Annotated in this window: 15 protein-coding genes; 7 read left to right on the top strand and 8 right to left on the bottom strand. The window is 63.0% G+C overall.

The window, feature by feature from the left end; all coding sequences use genetic code 11:
* Window positions 1-78: 78 nt before the first annotated feature.
* Window positions 79-963: a SctD/MshK family protein gene (locus tag BLR69_RS09475; protein WP_071493424.1), complete on the bottom strand. Its 885-nt coding sequence runs from the start codon at window positions 961-963 to the stop codon at window positions 79-81.
* Window positions 964-1,066: 103 nt separating this feature from the next.
* A complete protein-coding gene (locus BLR69_RS30930; protein ID WP_016969018.1) occupies window positions 1,067-1,228 on the bottom strand; it encodes a hypothetical protein in 162 nt (53 codons plus the stop codon).
* A 592-nt stretch (window positions 1,229-1,820) separates the two neighbouring features.
* Here BLR69_RS30930 and BLR69_RS09480 point away from each other — a divergent pair.
* The gene (locus BLR69_RS09480) at window positions 1,821-2,246 is read left to right on the top strand and encodes a winged helix-turn-helix domain-containing protein (RefSeq protein WP_134434990.1); all 426 of its coding nucleotides are present in this window, start codon (window positions 1,821-1,823) and stop codon (window positions 2,244-2,246) included.
* On the opposite strand, the gene BLR69_RS09485 is transcribed toward BLR69_RS09480, so the two are convergent.
* Entirely contained in the window at window positions 2,243-3,103 is an 861-nt protein-coding gene (locus tag BLR69_RS09485; protein ID WP_071493425.1) for a Dyp-type peroxidase, read from the bottom strand. The two genes, BLR69_RS09480 and BLR69_RS09485, sit on opposite strands and share 4 nt — an antisense overlap.
* A 138-nt stretch (window positions 3,104-3,241) precedes the next feature.
* On the opposite strand from BLR69_RS09485, the gene BLR69_RS09490 reads away from it, so the two are divergent.
* Together BLR69_RS09490 and BLR69_RS09495 are read left to right on the top strand one after the other, a co-directional pair.
* The gene (locus BLR69_RS09490) at window positions 3,242-4,858 is read left to right on the top strand and encodes an NADP-dependent glyceraldehyde-3-phosphate dehydrogenase (protein WP_071493426.1); all 1,617 of its coding nucleotides are present in this window, start codon (window positions 3,242-3,244) and stop codon (window positions 4,856-4,858) included.
* A gap of 151 nt (window positions 4,859-5,009) precedes the next feature.
* On the top strand, window positions 5,010-6,071 hold the full coding sequence (locus tag BLR69_RS09495) for an FUSC family protein (RefSeq protein ID WP_071493427.1): 1,062 nt from the start codon (window positions 5,010-5,012) through the stop codon (window positions 6,069-6,071).
* Window positions 6,072-6,351: 280 nt separating this feature from the next.
* On the opposite strand, the gene BLR69_RS09500 is transcribed toward BLR69_RS09495, so the two are convergent.
* The gene (locus tag BLR69_RS09500) at window positions 6,352-7,110 is read right to left on the bottom strand and encodes a TetR/AcrR family transcriptional regulator (protein ID WP_025855923.1); all 759 of its coding nucleotides are present in this window, start codon (window positions 7,108-7,110) and stop codon (window positions 6,352-6,354) included.
* A gap of 357 nt (window positions 7,111-7,467) precedes the next feature.
* On the opposite strand from BLR69_RS09500, the gene BLR69_RS09505 reads away from it, so the two are divergent.
* The 4 genes from BLR69_RS09505 to BLR69_RS09520 are packed head-to-tail and all read left to right on the top strand — an operon-like array spanning window position 7,468 to window position 12,076.
* Window positions 7,468-8,175, top strand: a complete 708-nt coding sequence (locus BLR69_RS09505) for an ABC transporter ATP-binding protein (RefSeq protein WP_071493428.1) — start codon at window positions 7,468-7,470, stop codon at window positions 8,173-8,175.
* Entirely contained in the window at window positions 8,172-9,371 is a 1,200-nt protein-coding gene (locus BLR69_RS09510; RefSeq protein WP_071493429.1) for an ABC transporter permease, read from the top strand. Before BLR69_RS09505 ends, BLR69_RS09510 begins: the two co-directional genes overlap by 4 nt.
* On the top strand, window positions 9,364-10,842 hold the full coding sequence (locus BLR69_RS09515; RefSeq protein ID WP_071493430.1) for a TolC family protein: 1,479 nt from the start codon (window positions 9,364-9,366) through the stop codon (window positions 10,840-10,842). Before BLR69_RS09510 ends, BLR69_RS09515 begins: the two co-directional genes overlap by 8 nt.
* Window positions 10,832-12,076: an efflux RND transporter periplasmic adaptor subunit gene (locus BLR69_RS09520; RefSeq protein WP_071493431.1), complete on the top strand. Its 1,245-nt coding sequence runs from the start codon at window positions 10,832-10,834 to the stop codon at window positions 12,074-12,076. The genes BLR69_RS09515 and BLR69_RS09520 overlap by 11 nt, the downstream gene beginning before the upstream one ends.
* Before the next feature lie 18 nt (window positions 12,077-12,094).
* On the opposite strand, the gene BLR69_RS09525 is transcribed toward BLR69_RS09520, so the two are convergent.
* The 4 genes from BLR69_RS09525 to BLR69_RS09540 are packed head-to-tail and all read right to left on the bottom strand — an operon-like array spanning window position 12,095 to window position 16,684.
* Complete coding sequence (locus BLR69_RS09525) at window positions 12,095-13,489, bottom strand: FAD/NAD(P)-binding protein (RefSeq protein ID WP_071493432.1); 1,395 nt, start codon at window positions 13,487-13,489, stop codon at window positions 12,095-12,097.
* Between the two features lie 12 nt (window positions 13,490-13,501).
* Window positions 13,502-14,269, bottom strand: coding sequence for an ABC transporter ATP-binding protein (locus BLR69_RS09530; RefSeq protein ID WP_058423836.1), 768 nt, complete (start codon window positions 14,267-14,269; stop codon window positions 13,502-13,504).
* Window positions 14,270-14,272: 3 nt separating this feature from the next.
* Window positions 14,273-15,613, bottom strand: coding sequence for an ABC transporter substrate-binding protein (locus BLR69_RS09535; RefSeq protein ID WP_071493433.1), 1,341 nt, complete (start codon window positions 15,611-15,613; stop codon window positions 14,273-14,275).
* Between the two features lie 21 nt (window positions 15,614-15,634).
* Window positions 15,635-16,684 carry a branched-chain amino acid ABC transporter permease gene (locus BLR69_RS09540; protein WP_071493434.1) on the bottom strand — a complete coding sequence of 350 codons (1,050 nt, stop codon included), beginning with the start codon at window positions 16,682-16,684 and terminating at the stop codon, window positions 15,635-15,637.
* Window positions 16,685-16,687: the final 3 nt, after the last annotated feature.

The following is a 16,687-nucleotide window of genomic DNA, read 5'->3' on the forward strand; positions in this document are numbered from 1 at the left end:
GCGCGGGCCGCCTGGAGGAACGCGTTGGCTGGAGGTTTTTCGCGAGCAAGCTCGCTCCTACAGGGAGGCGGTGGTTTTTCATAGGGTGAAGGTGAAGCGCTCCTCGCCACGGGCGAGGATCACTTGGTTGTTTTCGATGCGTTCCAGCACCCAGTTGTCCGCCAGTGCCGCGCCGGGGTACAGGCGCTTGCCGCTGTCGTTGATCACATAGGGATGAGGGCCGAACCACACGGCCTGGAAGCGCACACGCGGCGCCGCCGCATCGGCCCGCGCGGTGACACGCGGGTTGAGCACGATCTGCTGGCCGTAACGCTGGTCGAAGGCTCGCTGCACCGCCAGCCACTGCGGTTTTTGCGACTGTTCGAAGGTGCCGGTGGCGCTGAGCTGGCCGTTGCTGTTGCTGACTTTCACCGTGTCCAGCTGGGCGGCTTGCAGCTGCTGCTCCAGCCAGGCCTTGGCCTGCTCGCGGGAAGGTTTTTTCAGCGGGGCAACGTCGGCCACGGCGGTTGTCGGCAGCAGCGGTGCTTCACTGCGAAACGCCAGCGCTCCAGCACAGATAAACAACAGCGCGGTCGCGACAATCCAGGGGGTCAATCTGCGTGGTGCGGGCACGGGTTTTTCAGCACCGCCAGGCATTGCCAGGCTTACCCCCGCCGTGCCGATGCGCAGCTGCACCGGCAGCCGCGCGCGATGACCGTTGCCTTGGGGAATGCGCACGTTGCCGGCGATCAATACGTCACCGCCCAGGGCTTCGACCGCCACCTGGCCACCTTCAAAACGCAAGCGCAGGTGCAGGCCGGCAATGCCGGGATCGCTGAGCACCAGATCAGCCGCCAGATCGGCGCCGAGGGTGTAGACAGGCTGGTCGAGCACCAGGGAACTGCCCTGATGCAAACCGCCGGTCACCGTCAGGGTCGGCGCGCCAGTTGCGGCGACCGGACCCAGGGAAATCAGGGCTGTCATAGTCGGGTTTGCCCCCTTGAGCCTGTGCAACGGGGTCAAGAATCAGGATAAAAACGGAACTTGAGGGGTAAACGGGCAGCGCCGGCGCTGCCCGTTTGGCGAATCAGTTCTGCGGACGCTGTTTGGTGGCGTCCAGCTCCGCTTTTTTCGCGGTGCTGATTTCGGTGATCTTGGCCGACTTCTCGATAGCCATGTTGAAGGTCGCTTCCATCTTCGCGATAGCGTCGTCGGCGCCGCCGGCTTTTACTGGTGGGACATCAGCCATGTTCATCTCCTTGCATCGATAGGGAAGTTATTCAGTTGCGCAACAGCACGCTGAAAGTATGCAAACCGGTGAAGGCCCAAAACGTCAGACAGTGAACCTTCGAATCGCCGTTGGTTTGCATGGAATCCATACTACTCACGATCAAAACGCCTTCGCTGTGAAAGCTTGTGAAACGTTTCAGATAGGCACTGTGAAAGATGTGGCTCAACCTGGCATTGAAAAAAACTCATCGCCGGAGCGGCATGGAACTTTTAGCAGAAACCCAAAACACGCTACAGGCCCCGATTGACGGGGACTCACCTAGTGTTTACAGAACGAAGCTGAACAATAAATCTCGATGGAGACGCCCGGCACAGCACTGCTCGGCAATTATTTTCGCGACAACGTCACATTTTTCGCTAATAGCCTTTTGCCCAACTTCCAGGGCATTTCGATTTGTAACAAAAGCGACTTAATCATCGCGTTTGATAGGCCTCCCCCAACAACCTAATTGCGGGGGGAGCAACTTTCCTCCGTGCCTGTTAGTGCAACTGCACTAATAACCAAAGGACGCGCTTGCAGGCCGCCTATATATGAAACTTCCAGGTGATCTATGACCGACATGAATTATTCACCCCCAACTTTCCTTGAAGACGACGGTTGCGTTGAGATTCACTTCGGCCCTTATCGACTGCTGCCCAAGCGCCACCAACTGCTCAGGCATGGCCAGCCGGTAAACCTTGGCAGCCGCGCCCTGACCCTGCTGATCGCCCTGGCCTCGCGGCCCGGTGAATTGCTGCAGAAAACCGAACTGCTGGACATTGCCTGGCCGAAACTGGTGGTAGAGGAATGCAACCTGCGCACGCAGATCAAGACGCTGCGCCGCACACTGGGCGATGACGATGTGCCGTACATCGCCACGGCATCGGGCATGGGCTATCGTTTTGTCGCGCCCACCTGGTTCGAGCGGGCGGCGCACCCGCGGGCGATGAGGCCGTCAGGCGGCGGCGGTGAACGTGTGGGCGGCGGCTTGGTTTAGCTCAGGGTGCTCAAGTCCAGATGCCCATCCTTGATCGGCGGGCACCAGTAGTAACCACCGGTCAAGGGGGTGCTGATGCGGTACAGACCATCGACAATCCCATCCTCCAACCCGCTCATGCGGCGCAGTTGCGCTTCGAACGCATCGAAGGAATGCCCGAACGCGAGGAACATCAACCCTGCCTGGCCATTCTCGGCCCATGGCATGGAGCGACGTACCACGAAGGCTTCCGGCGTGAAGCTTTCCTGGGCAGTGCGCTTGGTGTGGGCGGACTCGGGAGCGTCGTCGAGTTCTTCGTTGTCGCCGTGGCGGCGACCGATGATGTGGTCGCGCTCCTGCGCCGGCAGCGCAGCGAAGCTATCGAGGTCATGCTGCCATTGCTGGATCGCGGCAAAGCTGGCGCCGCTGTCGGTCAGGGCGGCTTCAACCGCGGCGTCGTCGTGGGGGTTTTCGGTGCCGTCTTCGTAGTCGGTGAGGTCGAAGCCGGTCTTGTAGCGGAAACCTTCGGTCATCTGCACCAGGCGAAATGCCGGGGCCAGGGCCTTTTCAAAGGCACGGCTGCGCAACAGCAATTCACCGCGATCCACGCCATGCAGCCACACCCACAGTGCGTGTTGAGTGGACGGATTATGCGCACCCGGCCCGCTGACCGCCGGGAAACTGCGCAAGCCGTCAACGCGCGCGCCCAGTGCGGTGACCAGCGGCTCGCCCAGACCGACCACTGCCGCCGAGTCAGCCAATTGCACCAGCGCGTCCAGCGCAGCAGGCACGGCGGCCAGGGCCTCCACAGTAAAAAACAGATGGCGTGCCTGCAACGGCACCGGTGCGGCGAGAATGCCCGGCTGGTACTGACTCATGTGAACTCCTTCTGAAAAGCCACGCAGTTTAACCGCCGGGCACAGCCATGCGTACAAGAAAGCGCGCAAGCCTTGCCATAGAGCCTGTTGTTGAGTGACTCTCTAGTCATGTTTTGCAACTATTCCAGGGGTAGCGCCATGACCACCAGCAACCTGCTCGCCCAGCTGTTTCCCGCCTCCGCCGCCGCAGTTCCCGAGCAGTTCCAGCTCGGTGCGCCCATTGAACAGCGTGATTACCTGGTCGACGGCCAGTTGCAGGTATGGAACGGCCCCTTGGCCAAAGTGCAAAGCCCGGTGCAGTTCGGCGATGAGCGCGTGCACATCGGCAGTACGCCGCTGCTGGATGCCGAGACCGCCCTCACCGCCCTGGATGCCGCCGTGCGTGCCTATGACCGGGGCCAGGGTGAATGGCCGACAATGCGCGTGGCCGAACGCATCCAGCATGTCGAAGCGTTTCTGCGGCGCATGCGTGAACAGCGCGACGCGGTGGTCAAGTTGCTGATGTGGGAGATCGGCAAGAACCTCAAGGACTCGCAGAAAGAATTCGACCGCACCTGCGACTACATCACCGACACCATCAACGCGCTCAAGGAACTCGACCGCCGCTCCAGCCGCTTCGAGCTGGAGCAGGACACCCTCGGCCAGATCCGCCGTGTACCGCTGGGCGTGGCGCTGTGCATGGGCCCCTACAACTACCCGCTGAACGAAACCTTCACCACCCTGATCCCGGCGCTGATCATGGGCAACACCGTGGTGTTCAAGCCGGCCAAGCTTGGCGTGCTGCTGATCCGCCCGTTGCTGGAGGCGTTCCGCGACAGCTTCCCGGCCGGGGTGATCAACGTGATCTACGGCAGCGGCCGCGAAACCGTCAGTGCGCTGATGGCCAGCGGCAAGATCGATATCTTTGCGTTTATCGGCACCAACAAGGCCGCCAGCGACCTGAAAAAACTGCACCCGAAACCGCACCGCCTGCGCGCGGCATTGGGCCTGGATGCGAAAAACCCTGGCATCGTGCTGCCGGAGGTGGACCTGGACAATGCGGTCAGCGAAGCGCTCACCGGGTCCTTGTCGTTCAATGGCCAGCGCTGTACCGCGTTGAAAATCCTGTTTGTGCATGAAGACGTGGTCGACCGCTTTATCGAGAAATTCAACCAGAAAGTGGCCACGCTCAAGCCCGGCATGCCGTGGGAAGACGGCGTGGCACTGACGCCATTGCCTGAAGTGGGCAAGGTGGATTACCTCGACGGCCTGGTGGCCGATGCCGCGCAACACGGCGCCAGGGTGGTGAACGAACATGGCGGTGAAAGCCGTGGTTCGTTCTTCTACCCGGCAGTGCTGTACCCGGTGAACCCGCAGATGCGCGTGTACCACGAGGAACAGTTCGGCCCGGTGGTGCCAATCGTGCCTTACCGCGATCTGGACACTGTGATCGACTACGTACTGGACTCGGATTTCGGCCAGCAACTGAGCCTCTTCGGCACCAACGCCGTCGAAGTCGGGCGCCTGGTGGACGCCTTCGCCAATCAGGTCGGCCGTATCAACATCAACGCCCAGTGCCAGCGCGGCCCGGACACCTTCCCGTTCAACGGCCGCAAGAACTCGGCCGAGGGCACGCTGTCTGTGCATGACGCGTTGCGCGTGTTCTCGATCCGCACACTGGTGGCGACCAAGTTCCAGGAGAGCAACAAGGCGCTGGTCAGCGACATCCTGCGCAATCGCGATTCAAGCTTCCTGACCACCGATTACATTTTCTGAAAACGACACGCACCCAAATGTAGGAGGGGGCTTGCCCCCGATAGCAGTCTCTCAGTAACAGACCGGTTGACTGATCCACCGTTATCGGGGGCAAGCCCCCTCCCACATTTGCACCGCGTACCCCATGAATTTCGAGGCCACTTTACTACCGATGAACCTGCCCTTCTTCGCCCGGCGCCTGTTGCGCCCGTTGCTCGACCCTTATCGCCGCTACCGCCATGCCAAGCTGATCCATGCCGTGCGCGTGTCCATCGGCTTGCTGGCAACGATCCTGCTGACCACCGGCATCAACCTGCCCCACGGTGAGTGGGCGTCGGTGACCATGCTGATCGTGATCGGCGGTTTGCAGCACCACGGCAATATCGGCAAGAAAGCCGTGGAACGCGCCTATGGCACCTTGATCGGCGCCAGCGTCGGCTTGGTGCTGGTGGTGCAACAGGCCTACTTCGGCCAGCCCTTCCTGACCTACCTGTTGATGTCGGCGGTGTGCGGGTTCTTTTCCTATCACGCCATCGGCAAGGGCGGTTACATCGCCCTGTTGTCGGCGATCACGGTGTTTATCGTCGCCGGCCACGGGGACAACCCGATCTCCGATGGGCTATGGCGCACCGTGGATATCCTGATCGGCATCGTGCTGGCCTTGGCGTTCTCGTTCGCCCTGCCGCTGTATGCCGTGTACTCGTGGCGCTACAACCTGGCGAGTGCGCTGCGCGATTGCGCGGCGATCTACAGCCGGATCATCAATGGCCAGTCGGTTACCGATGATGAACATCTGAAGCTACTCAATCGCTTGAACGCGGCGATGCTGCAACTGCGTTCGTTGATGCCGTCGGTATCCAAGGAAGTGCGCATTTCCATGACCGAGCTGGACGCGATCCAACGCCACCTGCGCATGTGCATCAGCACCCTGGAGATTCTTGGCAATACCCGGCCCGATCCACGGGATGAACAGGCGATGGCGCGGATGCAGGTGATGTTGAGGGCCGAACATCGGCAGATCCGGGTGCAGTTGGTGGGGATGGCGCGGGCGTTGAAGTCGGGGGTGACGGAGCGGTTGGAGCGGCCCAGCCCTATCACGGGCACCGAGCCAGCACTGGATACGCCGGTCTACAGCGCGCTGGATGGCTATCGGTTGTTGACGGTACAACTGGCGGCAAACGTGGATACGATGCGCCAACGCCTGGCCAAAACTGCCGGGCACTGGAAGATCTAGAAGGTGGCTTGTTGCCGAATTCGCCAACGTCAACACTTTCACACTTTCTATTACATATTTTTCACGTTTTATTCACATCCCGGAACGTAGGGTGAAGCCTCATCCGTTACAAATGTTGCATATCAAGCCCGCCGCCCCAGCGGGCTTTTTTTTGCCTGTGCAAAACACTGTAGGAGCGAGCTTGCTCGCGAAAAACGTTAAGGATGACGCGTTTATTCTGGGTAAACGCGGCGCCCTTGAGTTCTTCGCGAGCAAGCTCGCTCCTACAGGTACAGGGCGGTCAGCGTGAGGCCTTGGCGGCGGGGGCTGCCGCTTGTTCGCGGATGGCCCGCTGGGTATCCAGTACCTTGGCCAATGCGGTTTCCGCTTCCGGGCTTTGCTGTGGCACACGAATCGCCGCCGACACCAGGGTGATCAACTTGGCCATCACCTCGGCATCCGTCGCCGGGCGGCCCAGGCTCATGGAATTCATCAGCAGGCGCAGCTCGGTGCCGGCCATCACCCCGGAAATCGCCTTGAGGGCAAATTGCAGGCGCACCCCCAGTTCATTGCGCGGCAGGTCCGGCAAGGCCAGGGCGAAGGCTTCGAAGAAACGCTGGAACACCGGCTGGTAATGCACCTTGAGGTATTCCTGGATAAACGGCGAGGTGTCGCTGTAGACCCGGCCCAGGAAACGGATGAACGAACGCCCTTCCCCGCTGGCGCTGGCCGGATCGCTGCGCTCCAGGCCCATGGCCGGGGCGAACAGCACGCCGAGCAAGGTGTCGCAGTCCAGCGGGCCGTCGGACTCGGCCTCACACCGCGCCAACAGTTCCAGGCGCTGCTCGTTGAGCGGCTCCAGGCGCTGCTTGAGCAGGGTTTGCATCAGGGAGTCCTTGTCCCCGAAGTGGTAGTTCACCGCCGCCAGGTTGACCTGGGCACGCTCGGTAATCTGCCGTAACAAAACCGCGTCATATCCGTACTTGATGAAGAGAGCCTCTGTCGCATCCAGCAATCGAGTCTTGGTAATGTTTGGAGCGCTGACTTTCTTCGCGACCATAGAAGTTCCACGTGGGAAATATTGTTTTAAAAAATAATTTGATTTTTTATACCGGGGCCGCCGCCTGAAAGCAAGTAGTGACACTGCGCCATATGATCAAAAGCCTGCGCCCACGGGCTCTTTGAGACTGGTCGAATGAATTTTGAGCGGCCTGGAGGCCCCTGGAGGAAATCGTTTCAAAGGATGAAACCGCTCTATATCCATGGCTGGCGAAGCAGCAGGAACACGGTTAGTATTCAAACAATATTTTAAAAACAAGAAATAAAACCAGTCCGTGACGCATGCCAGGCAGCTCCCGAACTTGTAACAATGCTTTTCCGGGGGCTGCACAGCATCGTCGAGACTGCAGGCGTAGTCATGATGACAGATACCCCCACGCACCCAGGCTTGATCTCCCTGCAAGGCATCGGCAAAAGCTATCAGCTGGCCGGGCAACACCTGGCCATTCTCAATGATGTGTGCCTGTCCATCGCCAGCGGCGACAGTTGCGGCATCCTCGGCGCCTCCGGTTCGGGCAAAAGTACCCTGCTCAACATCCTCGGCCTGCTGGACCTGCCCAATTGCGGCCAGTACCACTTCGCCGGCCACGACATTTTCAACGCCACACCGGACCAGTTGGCCGCCATCCGCAACCAGCAGATCGGCTTCGTGTTCCAGAGTTTCAACCTGCTGCCGCGCCTCAGCGCCCTGGACAACGTCGCCCTGCCCCTGAGTTATCGCGGCGTATCGCGGCATGAGTCGGTGGAACAGGCCCTGCGCATGCTGGAGCAGGTCGGCCTGGCCGACCGCGCCCACCACCGCCCCGCCGACCTCTCCGGTGGCCAGCGCCAACGGGTCGCCATCGCGCGGGCACTGGTGGGCAACCCGTCGGTGATCCTCGCCGACGAACCCACCGGCAACCTCGACAGCACCACCGCACAGGAGATCATGGACCTGCTGCTGGCGTTGAACCGCGAACAGCAAGTCACGCTGATCATCGTCACCCATGACCCGCATATCGCCGAGCGCCTGGAACGCAAGATCCTGGTGCGCAATGGCGTGGTGCAAGAGGCCCGAAGCCTATGAGCTTGCGGGTCGAACAAAGCCTCAGCCAGCTGCTGCATGAAGCCTTCGTCAGCCTGCGCACCCTGGGCAAGCGTTCGGTCCTGGCCTTGCTGGGCATCGTCATCGGCAGTTCGTCGGTGGTGGCGTTGATCAACATCGGCCACAACGCCGCCACCGACGCGGCGATGATCTTCAAGGACATGGGCACCGACACCCTGATCGCCCAGTTCCCAGCCAAAGGCGGCAGCAGCATCCCGATGCCCGCCCGCCTCGACCTCGACGCCGTGCGCCAAACCGTGCCGGGCATTGCCCATATCGGCGCCCTCACGCTGTTCAGCGGGCCGATCGTGTTCCACGGCCGCACCACCAACGCCAACTTCGTCGGCAGCACGCCAGACATCAAGGACGCAATGCGCCTGGCGATACAGCAGGGGCGCTTCCTGTCGAGCTTCGATGCCAATGAAACCTACGGCGTGATCGGCGACCAACTGGCCCAGGCGCTCGGTGCGCCAGGTGACCCGCTGCAACTGGGCGACCGCGTGCGCATCAACGACTACCTGTTCCTGATCGTCGGCATCCTGCGCAGCCAGCCCCGGGCGATGCTGATGCCGGTGCAGGCCAATGAGTCGCTGTTCATCCCCGCCGAAGGCATGCGCCGCATCTATGCCACACCGCAGATCGGCAACGTGATCATCCGCGCCACGCCCGGCCAGGACATGGAGCGCCTTGCCAAGGACGTGGCTGCCGCCTTGAGCTCGCAGCTCGCCGACCACGATGCAGACATCCAGGTGCCCCAGCAAATGATCGACGGCATGACCCGGCAAAGCCGCACCTTCGCCTATCTGCTGCTGGCCCTGGGGGCGATCTCCCTGGTGGGCGGTGGCGTCGGGGTGATGAACGTGATGCTGATGAACGTCTCGGAGCGCCGTCGCGAGATCGGCATTCGCATGGCCCTGGGTGCGCGCCAACGCGACATCCGCAACCTGTTCCTGCTCGAAGCCGTAACCCTCACCGCCGTCGGTGCCCTGTGTGGCGCCGTGCTGGGCATGACGGCAGCCTGGTTGTACGCCTGGCTGTCGGGCTGGGCATTTGCCCTGGCGGTCGCCGCTTTGCCGCTGGGGGTGGGCAGCACGTTGCTGGTGGGGTTGTTCTTCGGCATCTACCCGGCGGTCTCGGCCTCGCGGTTGCAGCCGGTGGAGGCCCTGCGCGATGAGTAAATGGCTATGGCTGCTCGCATTCGCCAGCCTGCCCGGCATGGCCGCCGACGTGGTGATCAAGCCCTCGGCACCCAGCACCACCCGCAGCGGCTACGAGCGCAGCGTGTCGTTGAACGCCCAGACCACCGCCATGACCCTCGGTGATGCGGTGTACCTGGGCCTGCGCAACAACCCGGCGATCCGCAGCGCGTACCTGCAACGGGTGGCCCAGAAGTTCGACCTGCGCGTGGCCGAAGATGTGTTCAACCCCAAGCTCACCCTCAACAGTTACTACCGCACCACCCGGGGCTCCGCCGACAGTGCGCGCAATGCCAACCTGGCGCCCGCCACCAGCCTGCTCGGCGAGTACGGCACGCGCCTGAGCATGGCCTGGACCCAGCAACTGAGCAACGCCGACCGCGCCGGTCGCTACCGCAGCGACGGCCTGGACCTGGCAGTCATCCAACCGCTGCTGCGCGGCGCCGGCTGGGACGCCACCACCGCGCCGCTGCGCCTGTCACGCCTGTCGGAACAGGCCAATCGCCTGAACCTCAAGGCTACCGTGGCGCAGACCATCAGCCAGATCATCGCCACCTACCGCGAACTGCTGCGTGCCCAGGAGCAACTGAGCATCGTGCAGGATGCGCTCAAGCGTTCCGGCACCCTGCTGGACGTGAACAAGGCGCTGATCAGCGCCGGGCGCATGGCCGAATTCGAAATCGTACAGACCGAAGCCGATATCGCCACCCAGCAACTGGGCGTCGAAGAAGCGCAGAACCAACTGGACACCAGCCGCCTCGCCCTGCTGCGCCTGCTGGCGCTGGACCTGTCCACGCCGATTCGCGCCACCGAAGCCCTGGAGGCCAGGCCCATGCAGATCGACAAGCGCCAGGCCTTTACCCTGGCGCAGACCCAGCAACCCGAATACCTCGCCGCCCTGCTCGGCAGCCAGCAGGCCGACCTCAACCTGGTGATCGCCAAGGACTCCGGGCGCTGGCAGGTGGACCTGGTGGCCGGCGCCAACCAGGTGCGCGCCAACACCGACAACGACGCGGGCCGTTCCAACAACCGTACCTGGGACAGCTACGCCGGGGTGCAGGTGCAGATTCCCATCGGCGATATCAGCACGCGCCAGGCCGAAGTGCGCGCGCGGGTGAATGTGGAGGACCAGGCCATCCGCATCACCGATGCGCGCCAGGAACTGGAACGCAGCGTCAACGATGTGGTGCGTGACCTTGGTACGCGCTGGCGCCAGTATGAAATCTCCCAGCGGGCGGTGGAATTGTCGCGGCGCAAGATCGAGATCGAGCGGGAAAAACTCAGCGCCGGGCGCTCCACCAACTTCCAGGTGCTGAGCTTCGAGACTGATTTGCGCAACGCCGAAAACGCGCAACTGAATGCGCTGATCGCTTATTTGAACGCCCAGACCCAGCTCGACCTGACCCTGGGCATGACGCTGGAAAGTTGGGAAATCGCCCTCAATGACTACTAATCAGAAACGCCTGCTGGGTGCTGTGTTGATCGTCCTGCTCGGCGGCGCGGGCCTGGCCTTGCGCAGCCCGGCGTCCGATCCGGGTGGTGCCAGCGAACAGTGGCTGGCCGTCAAGCCCGAAGCGCTGGAGCACCGGATCGGCCTGGTGGGCAAGATCGAGCCTGACACCACCATCACCCTCACCGCGCCCTTCGATGGCAACGTGCAAGCCAACCTGGTGGAGCAAGGTCAGCGGGTCGAGGCCGGCCAAGTGCTGTTGCGCATGGACCCGGCCACGCTGGAGGTGCAATTGCGCGAAGCGCTTTCCGCCCAGCTCAAGGCTCGGCGCACCGTGCAAGAGATGCAGGACTGGGACAGCAGCCCCGCCGTCAGCCGCGCCCGCCGCAGCCTGCGCACCGCCGAAATGACCGCCGGCAACACCCAGCGCAAACTCACCGAAAGCGAAAACCTGTTCCAGCGCGGCATCATCCCGCGCAATGAGCTGGACGACCTCAAGCAACAGACCCAGCAGCAACAGCTGGACCTTGCCTCGGCCCGCAGCGAACTGCAGCAGGCCATCGACCAGGGCAAGGGCGAGTACCGCCAGATCGCCGACATGGAGCTGACCAACGCCACGGTGAAATACGACGCCCTGCACAAGCTGCTCGACGGGCAAGAGGTCAAGGCGCCGTTCTCCGGCATCGTGGTGCCGCCACCGGGCAACACCTCATCCCAGGGCGGCGGCAACAACAATGCCCCGGTGCAGGCCGGCAGTAAAGTCAGCCAGGGCCAGGTGCTGTTTGGACTGGCGAACATTGAACGGCTGAAAATCACCGCCAAGGTCTCGGAGCTGGACATCAACCAATTGCACCAGGGCCAGGCGGTGGAAGTGCTGGGCGACGGGTTTGATGGCGAGCGACTGACCGGCTCGGTAAGCGTGGTCAGCGGCCTGGCAATTGCCAACGACAGCCAGGGCAGCGCGCAGTTTCCGGTGACCCTGTCAATCCCCAAGCTCACGCCGCAGCAGTTGCAACGGGTGCGCCTGGGGATGAGTGCGCGGCTGACCATCGTGACCTACAACAATGCGCAAGCCATTGTGATTCCGAGCCAGGCGATCCAGGCGGACAAGACCGTCGAATACCGCGAGGCGATGGATAAGCCGGTGGAGCGGGTGATGGTGACCACCGGGCAAGCAACGGCGCAGGGCGTGGAGGTGTTCGGCCTCAAGCCGGGCTTCGTGAAGACCTCAAGATAAATGGAGCCCTTCCCACATTTAGATCTTTGTCAGCTTTGAAGCCAGTGCCTTGGCTTGCAGCGCCACATCAGTCACAGCGGTGCTCTCCCACCACACCCCGCGTAACGGCGGGCCCATGGCGAACAAGCGCTGGCTGACCTGCCCCTGGGCGTCCACCACCGCCCCCGACGTATCCGCCGCAATCCCCAACGCCAGCGGCCCTGGCTGGATCAGCCCACGCTTGAGCAATTGCCGGGGCAATGGCCGGGCCACGCGGCGCCAGTCGTATTCGATACCGCTGGAGTTGATCAGCGCTGCGCCCGAGACCTGGGTGATGCCTTGCTCGCCGCGATAACGCAAACGAATCGTCACCCCTTCACCCGAAGGTTCCAGCCCCTTGAACGACGCCGCCCGGATCCGCAACCGCCCCTCTGCATGCAGCCGCGCCACCAACTGCGCGCTCAATGGCGGCGAACGGTGGTGATGGCTCTCCCACCAGGGCCGCACATGCCGCACGAACTGGCGCTTCTCGCGCTCGCTGGCCTGGCTCCACAAACGCGCGATATGCGCACGCACGGTGTCCAGCGGCGCTTGCCAATCAATGCCCTGGGCCTGCGCAAACGCGCATTGCCGACGCACCTCGCGCAGCAACTGCCGAGGGCTGCGCAGGCCATGGTCCTCGCCAAGAAAATCCACCCAGCCCGGCGGTTGCCGACGCACATGGGGCAACAGGCCGTGACGCGAGAATACCTCGATGGGCCCGCGATGCCCGGCCTGTTCCAGGGACACCACGGCGTCGACCATGGTCAGCCCGGAACCGATGATCAGCACCGGCGCGTGAGGGTCGATCCGGCGCATCGCGCTCACATCCCAGGGGTCGACCGCCGCCGCGTTCAGCCCGCTGGAGTCGGTCTGCGGTGTACGTGCCGCCGGGAACATGCCGGTGGCCAGGACCGCAAACCCACCGCGCAGTTGCTGGCCGTTATCGAGAATCAACAGGGTTGAGCCTGCATCCACTTGCAGGTCGACCACTTCGCCACGCACATGCTCGACGCTGGACGCGGACTGCGCCTTCGCCTCGGCCAGGCGTTGCTGGGCATACAAGCCAAACATCCCGCGCGGCGGGAACAGTTCGCTGATCGGCACGTGCTGCTGGTCGGACTCGGGCCAGCCGCCGGCGCCGATGTAGTCGGTGAGCCATTGGGTCAGGTCGTCAGGGTTGTCCGGGTCGACACTCATGCGCGCCGCGTTGCCGTTCAGGGTGTGGCCCAGTTCGACGGCGCTGTAGGCCTCGCCCCGGCCCAGTTCGGCACGCGGTTCGATCACCAGCACCCGGCGCGCGCCCGGCAGGCGCAGCAGTTGCACGGCCAGCATCGTGCCGCTCAGGCCGCCGCCGATGATCAGGACATCAGCGTTGCGGATGGATTCAGTCATGGGGAGTCGCCCTTACTGTTTGCCCAGGTAAATGTCATGCAGATCGCCCCGCGCCAGCAGTTCAGCGGCGCTGCCACTCAAGGCCACGCGCCCAGTATCCAATACGTAGCCGTGGGACGCATAGTTCAGTGCGACGTTGATGTTCTGCTCGGCGATCAGGAAGCTCACCTGCTGCTCGCGGTTGAGCTGCGCGATAATCGCGAAAATCTCCTGCACGATCATAGGCGCCAAACCCATGGACGGCTCGTCGAGCAGTACCAAAGTAGGACGGGTCATCAACGCCCGGCCGATGGCGACCATCTGCTGCTCGCCGCCGGAGGTGAGGCCGGCACGAGTGTGGCGCTTGGTCTTGAGCCGTGGGAACCAGGCGTAGAGGCGCTCCAGGTCGTGCTCCATGTCGCGGCGACTCAGGCGCCGCACAAAGCCGCCGCTGCGCAGGTTGTCTTCCACGCTCAGTTGGCCGAACACATGGCGGCCCTCCAACACATGCACCATGCCCTGGCGCACGCGCTGGCTGGGGTCGATGCCGGCCAGATCGGCACCGGCGTATTCGATCACACCGCGGCTGACCTCGGCGCGTTCGGCACGCACCAAGCCGGAGATGGCCTTGAGCGTGGTGCTCTTGCCGGCGCCATTGGCACCGAGCAAGGCGACGATGGCGCCCTTGGGCACGCTCAGCGACACCCCGGCCACCGCGAGGATCGCGCCGTCGTAGATCACTTCGATATCGTTGACCGTCAGCAGCGACGGCTGCGCGGCAGCGGTGGCGGGCTGGCTCATGGCTTATTCATCCCCGGTGCAGGCGCGTGGCGTCAGGCCTTTTTCCTTGGCGAAGGCGGCGGACTTTTCATCGATCAACGGGCGCAACAGCGCACGGTCGGCGGCGATCCAGTCGCTGATCAGCGTCCAGTTGGCGCCGTCCCACTGCTGCACCCGCGCCGAGCCGCCACCCTCGTGGTCACGGCACGACAGCTTGAGGTTCTGCATCAGGCCCAGGTAACCCATGTCATTCAAGCGCGCATCGTCGATGTTCAGGTGTTCCAGGCCCCAGCGACCTTCTTCGCCATTGAGCGGGCGCTTACCGAATTTGGCCTGGCCCGTGCGGATCGCCTCCACCGCCACGGCGGCGTTCACCAGGCCGGAGTTGTAGTAGACGCTGCCGAAGCTCTTCAGGTCCTTGAGGTCACTGTGGCCCTTGTCGAGGATGTATTGCTTGAGGCGCTTGTGGATCTCGAAATCCGCCCCGGCCGGGTATGGCGTAAGGGCCAGGTAGCCCTTGGCGGCGGCGCCGGCGGGCAATACGTCTTCGCTGGAGCTGGCCCAGATATCACCGATGATGTGGTCCACCGGGAAGCCGAAGCGCGCCGCCGTCTTTACCGCCACTGGCGTGGACACACCCCAGGTGCGCAGGAACACCCAGTCCGGGTTGGCCTGGCGCACCTGGCGCCATTGCGCGGACTGTTCGTTGCCGGGGTCGGCCACCGGAATCTGGATGTTTTCGAAGCCGTATTTTTCCGCCAGCAACTTCAGCGGGCCGAGGGTTTCACGCCCGTAGGCCGAGTCGTGGTAGACCGTGGCGATCTTCTTGCCCTTGAGCTTGTCGAAGCCGCCTTCGCGCTGGGCGATGTAGTTCACCAGCGTCGACGCCTCGCTGTAGAAGGTCAGCATCACCGGGAAGTTATACGGGAACACCGTGCCGTCGGTGGCTTCGGTGCGACCGTAGCCCAGGGTGATCAGCGGGATCTTGTCCACCTCGGCCCGCTCGCTCAGCGCATATGCCGCCGGCGCGCCATTGGGCTGGTACACCGCGACCGGCGCGCCATCCAGGCCATGCTTGAAGCGCTCGTAGCACTCGATGCCCTTCTCCGCCGTCCACTCGGTCTCGCATTCCTGCCACACCAGCTTGACGCCGTTGATGCCGCCTTCGACCTCGTTGATGTAACGCAGGTAGTCGATCATCCCGGCCCACACCTGCACGCCGCTGGACGCATAGGCGCCCACACGGTAGGTCGCAAGGGGAATGAATTGCTGGTCCGGCGAGGCCATCGCCTGGGGGACTGCACCGGCCAAAGTTGCCAGCGCAAAGGCAGCGCCGACCAGGGAACGTTTCAAGGATGCACGCATAGGGATTCTCTTAGAGGAATGTCAGAAACGCAGCGGCCACTGCCGCACGCGATCACGCAGGTTGTGCAACAGGCGAATCAAGCCCTCGGGTTCCTTGATCAGGAACACGATGATCAACACGCCAAAAATGATTTTCTGCAGGTTCTGCAACTGCCCCGCATCCACCGAGCCGCCGAACAGTGCCTGCCCGGCGTGGCTGAGGAAGATCGGCAGCAAACTGATGAAGGCCGCGCCGACAAAGTTGCCGGCGATACTGCCCATGCCGCCGATAATGATGATGAACAGGATCTGGAAGGAGCGGTTGATATCAAAGCTGCTGGCGCTGGCCGTGCCCAGGTAGGCAAAGGCCCACAGCGCGCCGGCTATGCCCAGGTAGAACGAGCTGACTGCGAACGCCAGACGCTTGTAGCGCACCACCGGGATGCCGACCACGGCGGCGGCGGTGTCCATGTCGCGGATCGCCATCCAGTTGCGGCCGACCTGGCTGCGCACCAGGTTGAGGGCGGTCCAGGTCAGCAGCAGTACGGTGACCAGGGTCAGCAGGTAACGGCCCAACGGTGTGTTGAGGTCATGGCCGAACAGCGCCAGCCTAGGCGCGGAAATGGTCCCGGACGAACCGTAGTTGTAAAACCAGGGAAACTTGACGAACAGCCACTCCAGGAAAAACTGCGCGGCCAGGGTGGTGACCATCAGGTAGAAGCCCTTGATCCGCGAGCTGGGCAGGCCGAACAGCAGGCCGACCAACGCACTGATGACCCCGCCGCCGAGCAGCGCCAAGGGCAAACCCAGCTCCGGCAGGCGCAGCAGAAAACCGTAGGTGGCAAACGCACCGACGGCCATGAAGCCGGCCGCGCCCACCGAGGTCTGGCCGGTGTAGCCGGTGAGCAGGTTCAGGCCCAGCCCGGCCAATGACAGCACCAGGAACGGGATCAGGATCGCATTGAGCCAATAGTCATTGCCCCACAGCGGCACCCCGATAAAGGCCAGTGCCAACAGGCCGATCAAGGCCCAGGGAATGCGCCGCTGAATCAGCAGCAACGGCGCGGCGTGTTGTACAAGAGGGATCGACATGCT

Origin of the sequence: Pseudomonas azotoformans (assembly GCF_900103345.1) — a bacterium.
Lineage (GTDB): Bacteria > Pseudomonadota > Gammaproteobacteria > Pseudomonadales > Pseudomonadaceae > Aquipseudomonas > Aquipseudomonas azotoformans.

Excerpts from the sequence above, each read along its gene's own strand:
- BLR69_RS09475 (WP_071493424.1), bottom strand. The coding sequence starts at position 963 with ATGACAGCCCTGATTTCCCTGGGTCCGGTCGCCGCAACTGGCGCGCCG.
- BLR69_RS30930 (WP_016969018.1), bottom strand. The coding sequence starts at position 1,228 with ATGGCTGATGTCCCACCAGTAAAAGCCGGCGGCGCCGACGACGCTATC.
- BLR69_RS09480 (WP_134434990.1), top strand. The coding sequence starts at position 1,821 with ATGACCGACATGAATTATTCACCCCCAACTTTCCTTGAAGACGACGGT.
- BLR69_RS09485 (WP_071493425.1), bottom strand. The coding sequence starts at position 3,103 with ATGAGTCAGTACCAGCCGGGCATTCTCGCCGCACCGGTGCCGTTGCAG.
- BLR69_RS09490 (WP_071493426.1), top strand. The coding sequence starts at position 3,242 with ATGACCACCAGCAACCTGCTCGCCCAGCTGTTTCCCGCCTCCGCCGCC.
- BLR69_RS09495 (WP_071493427.1), top strand. The coding sequence starts at position 5,010 with ATGAACCTGCCCTTCTTCGCCCGGCGCCTGTTGCGCCCGTTGCTCGAC.
- BLR69_RS09500 (WP_025855923.1), bottom strand. The coding sequence starts at position 7,110 with ATGGTCGCGAAGAAAGTCAGCGCTCCAAACATTACCAAGACTCGATTG.
- BLR69_RS09505 (WP_071493428.1), top strand. The coding sequence starts at position 7,468 with ATGATGACAGATACCCCCACGCACCCAGGCTTGATCTCCCTGCAAGGC.
- BLR69_RS09510 (WP_071493429.1), top strand. The coding sequence starts at position 8,172 with ATGAGCTTGCGGGTCGAACAAAGCCTCAGCCAGCTGCTGCATGAAGCC.
- BLR69_RS09515 (WP_071493430.1), top strand. The coding sequence starts at position 9,364 with ATGAGTAAATGGCTATGGCTGCTCGCATTCGCCAGCCTGCCCGGCATG.
- BLR69_RS09520 (WP_071493431.1), top strand. The coding sequence starts at position 10,832 with ATGACTACTAATCAGAAACGCCTGCTGGGTGCTGTGTTGATCGTCCTG.
- BLR69_RS09525 (WP_071493432.1), bottom strand. The coding sequence starts at position 13,489 with ATGACTGAATCCATCCGCAACGCTGATGTCCTGATCATCGGCGGCGGC.
- BLR69_RS09530 (WP_058423836.1), bottom strand. The coding sequence starts at position 14,269 with ATGAGCCAGCCCGCCACCGCTGCCGCGCAGCCGTCGCTGCTGACGGTC.
- BLR69_RS09535 (WP_071493433.1), bottom strand. The coding sequence starts at position 15,613 with ATGCGTGCATCCTTGAAACGTTCCCTGGTCGGCGCTGCCTTTGCGCTG.
- BLR69_RS09540 (WP_071493434.1), bottom strand. The coding sequence starts at position 16,684 with ATGTCGATCCCTCTTGTACAACACGCCGCGCCGTTGCTGCTGATTCAG.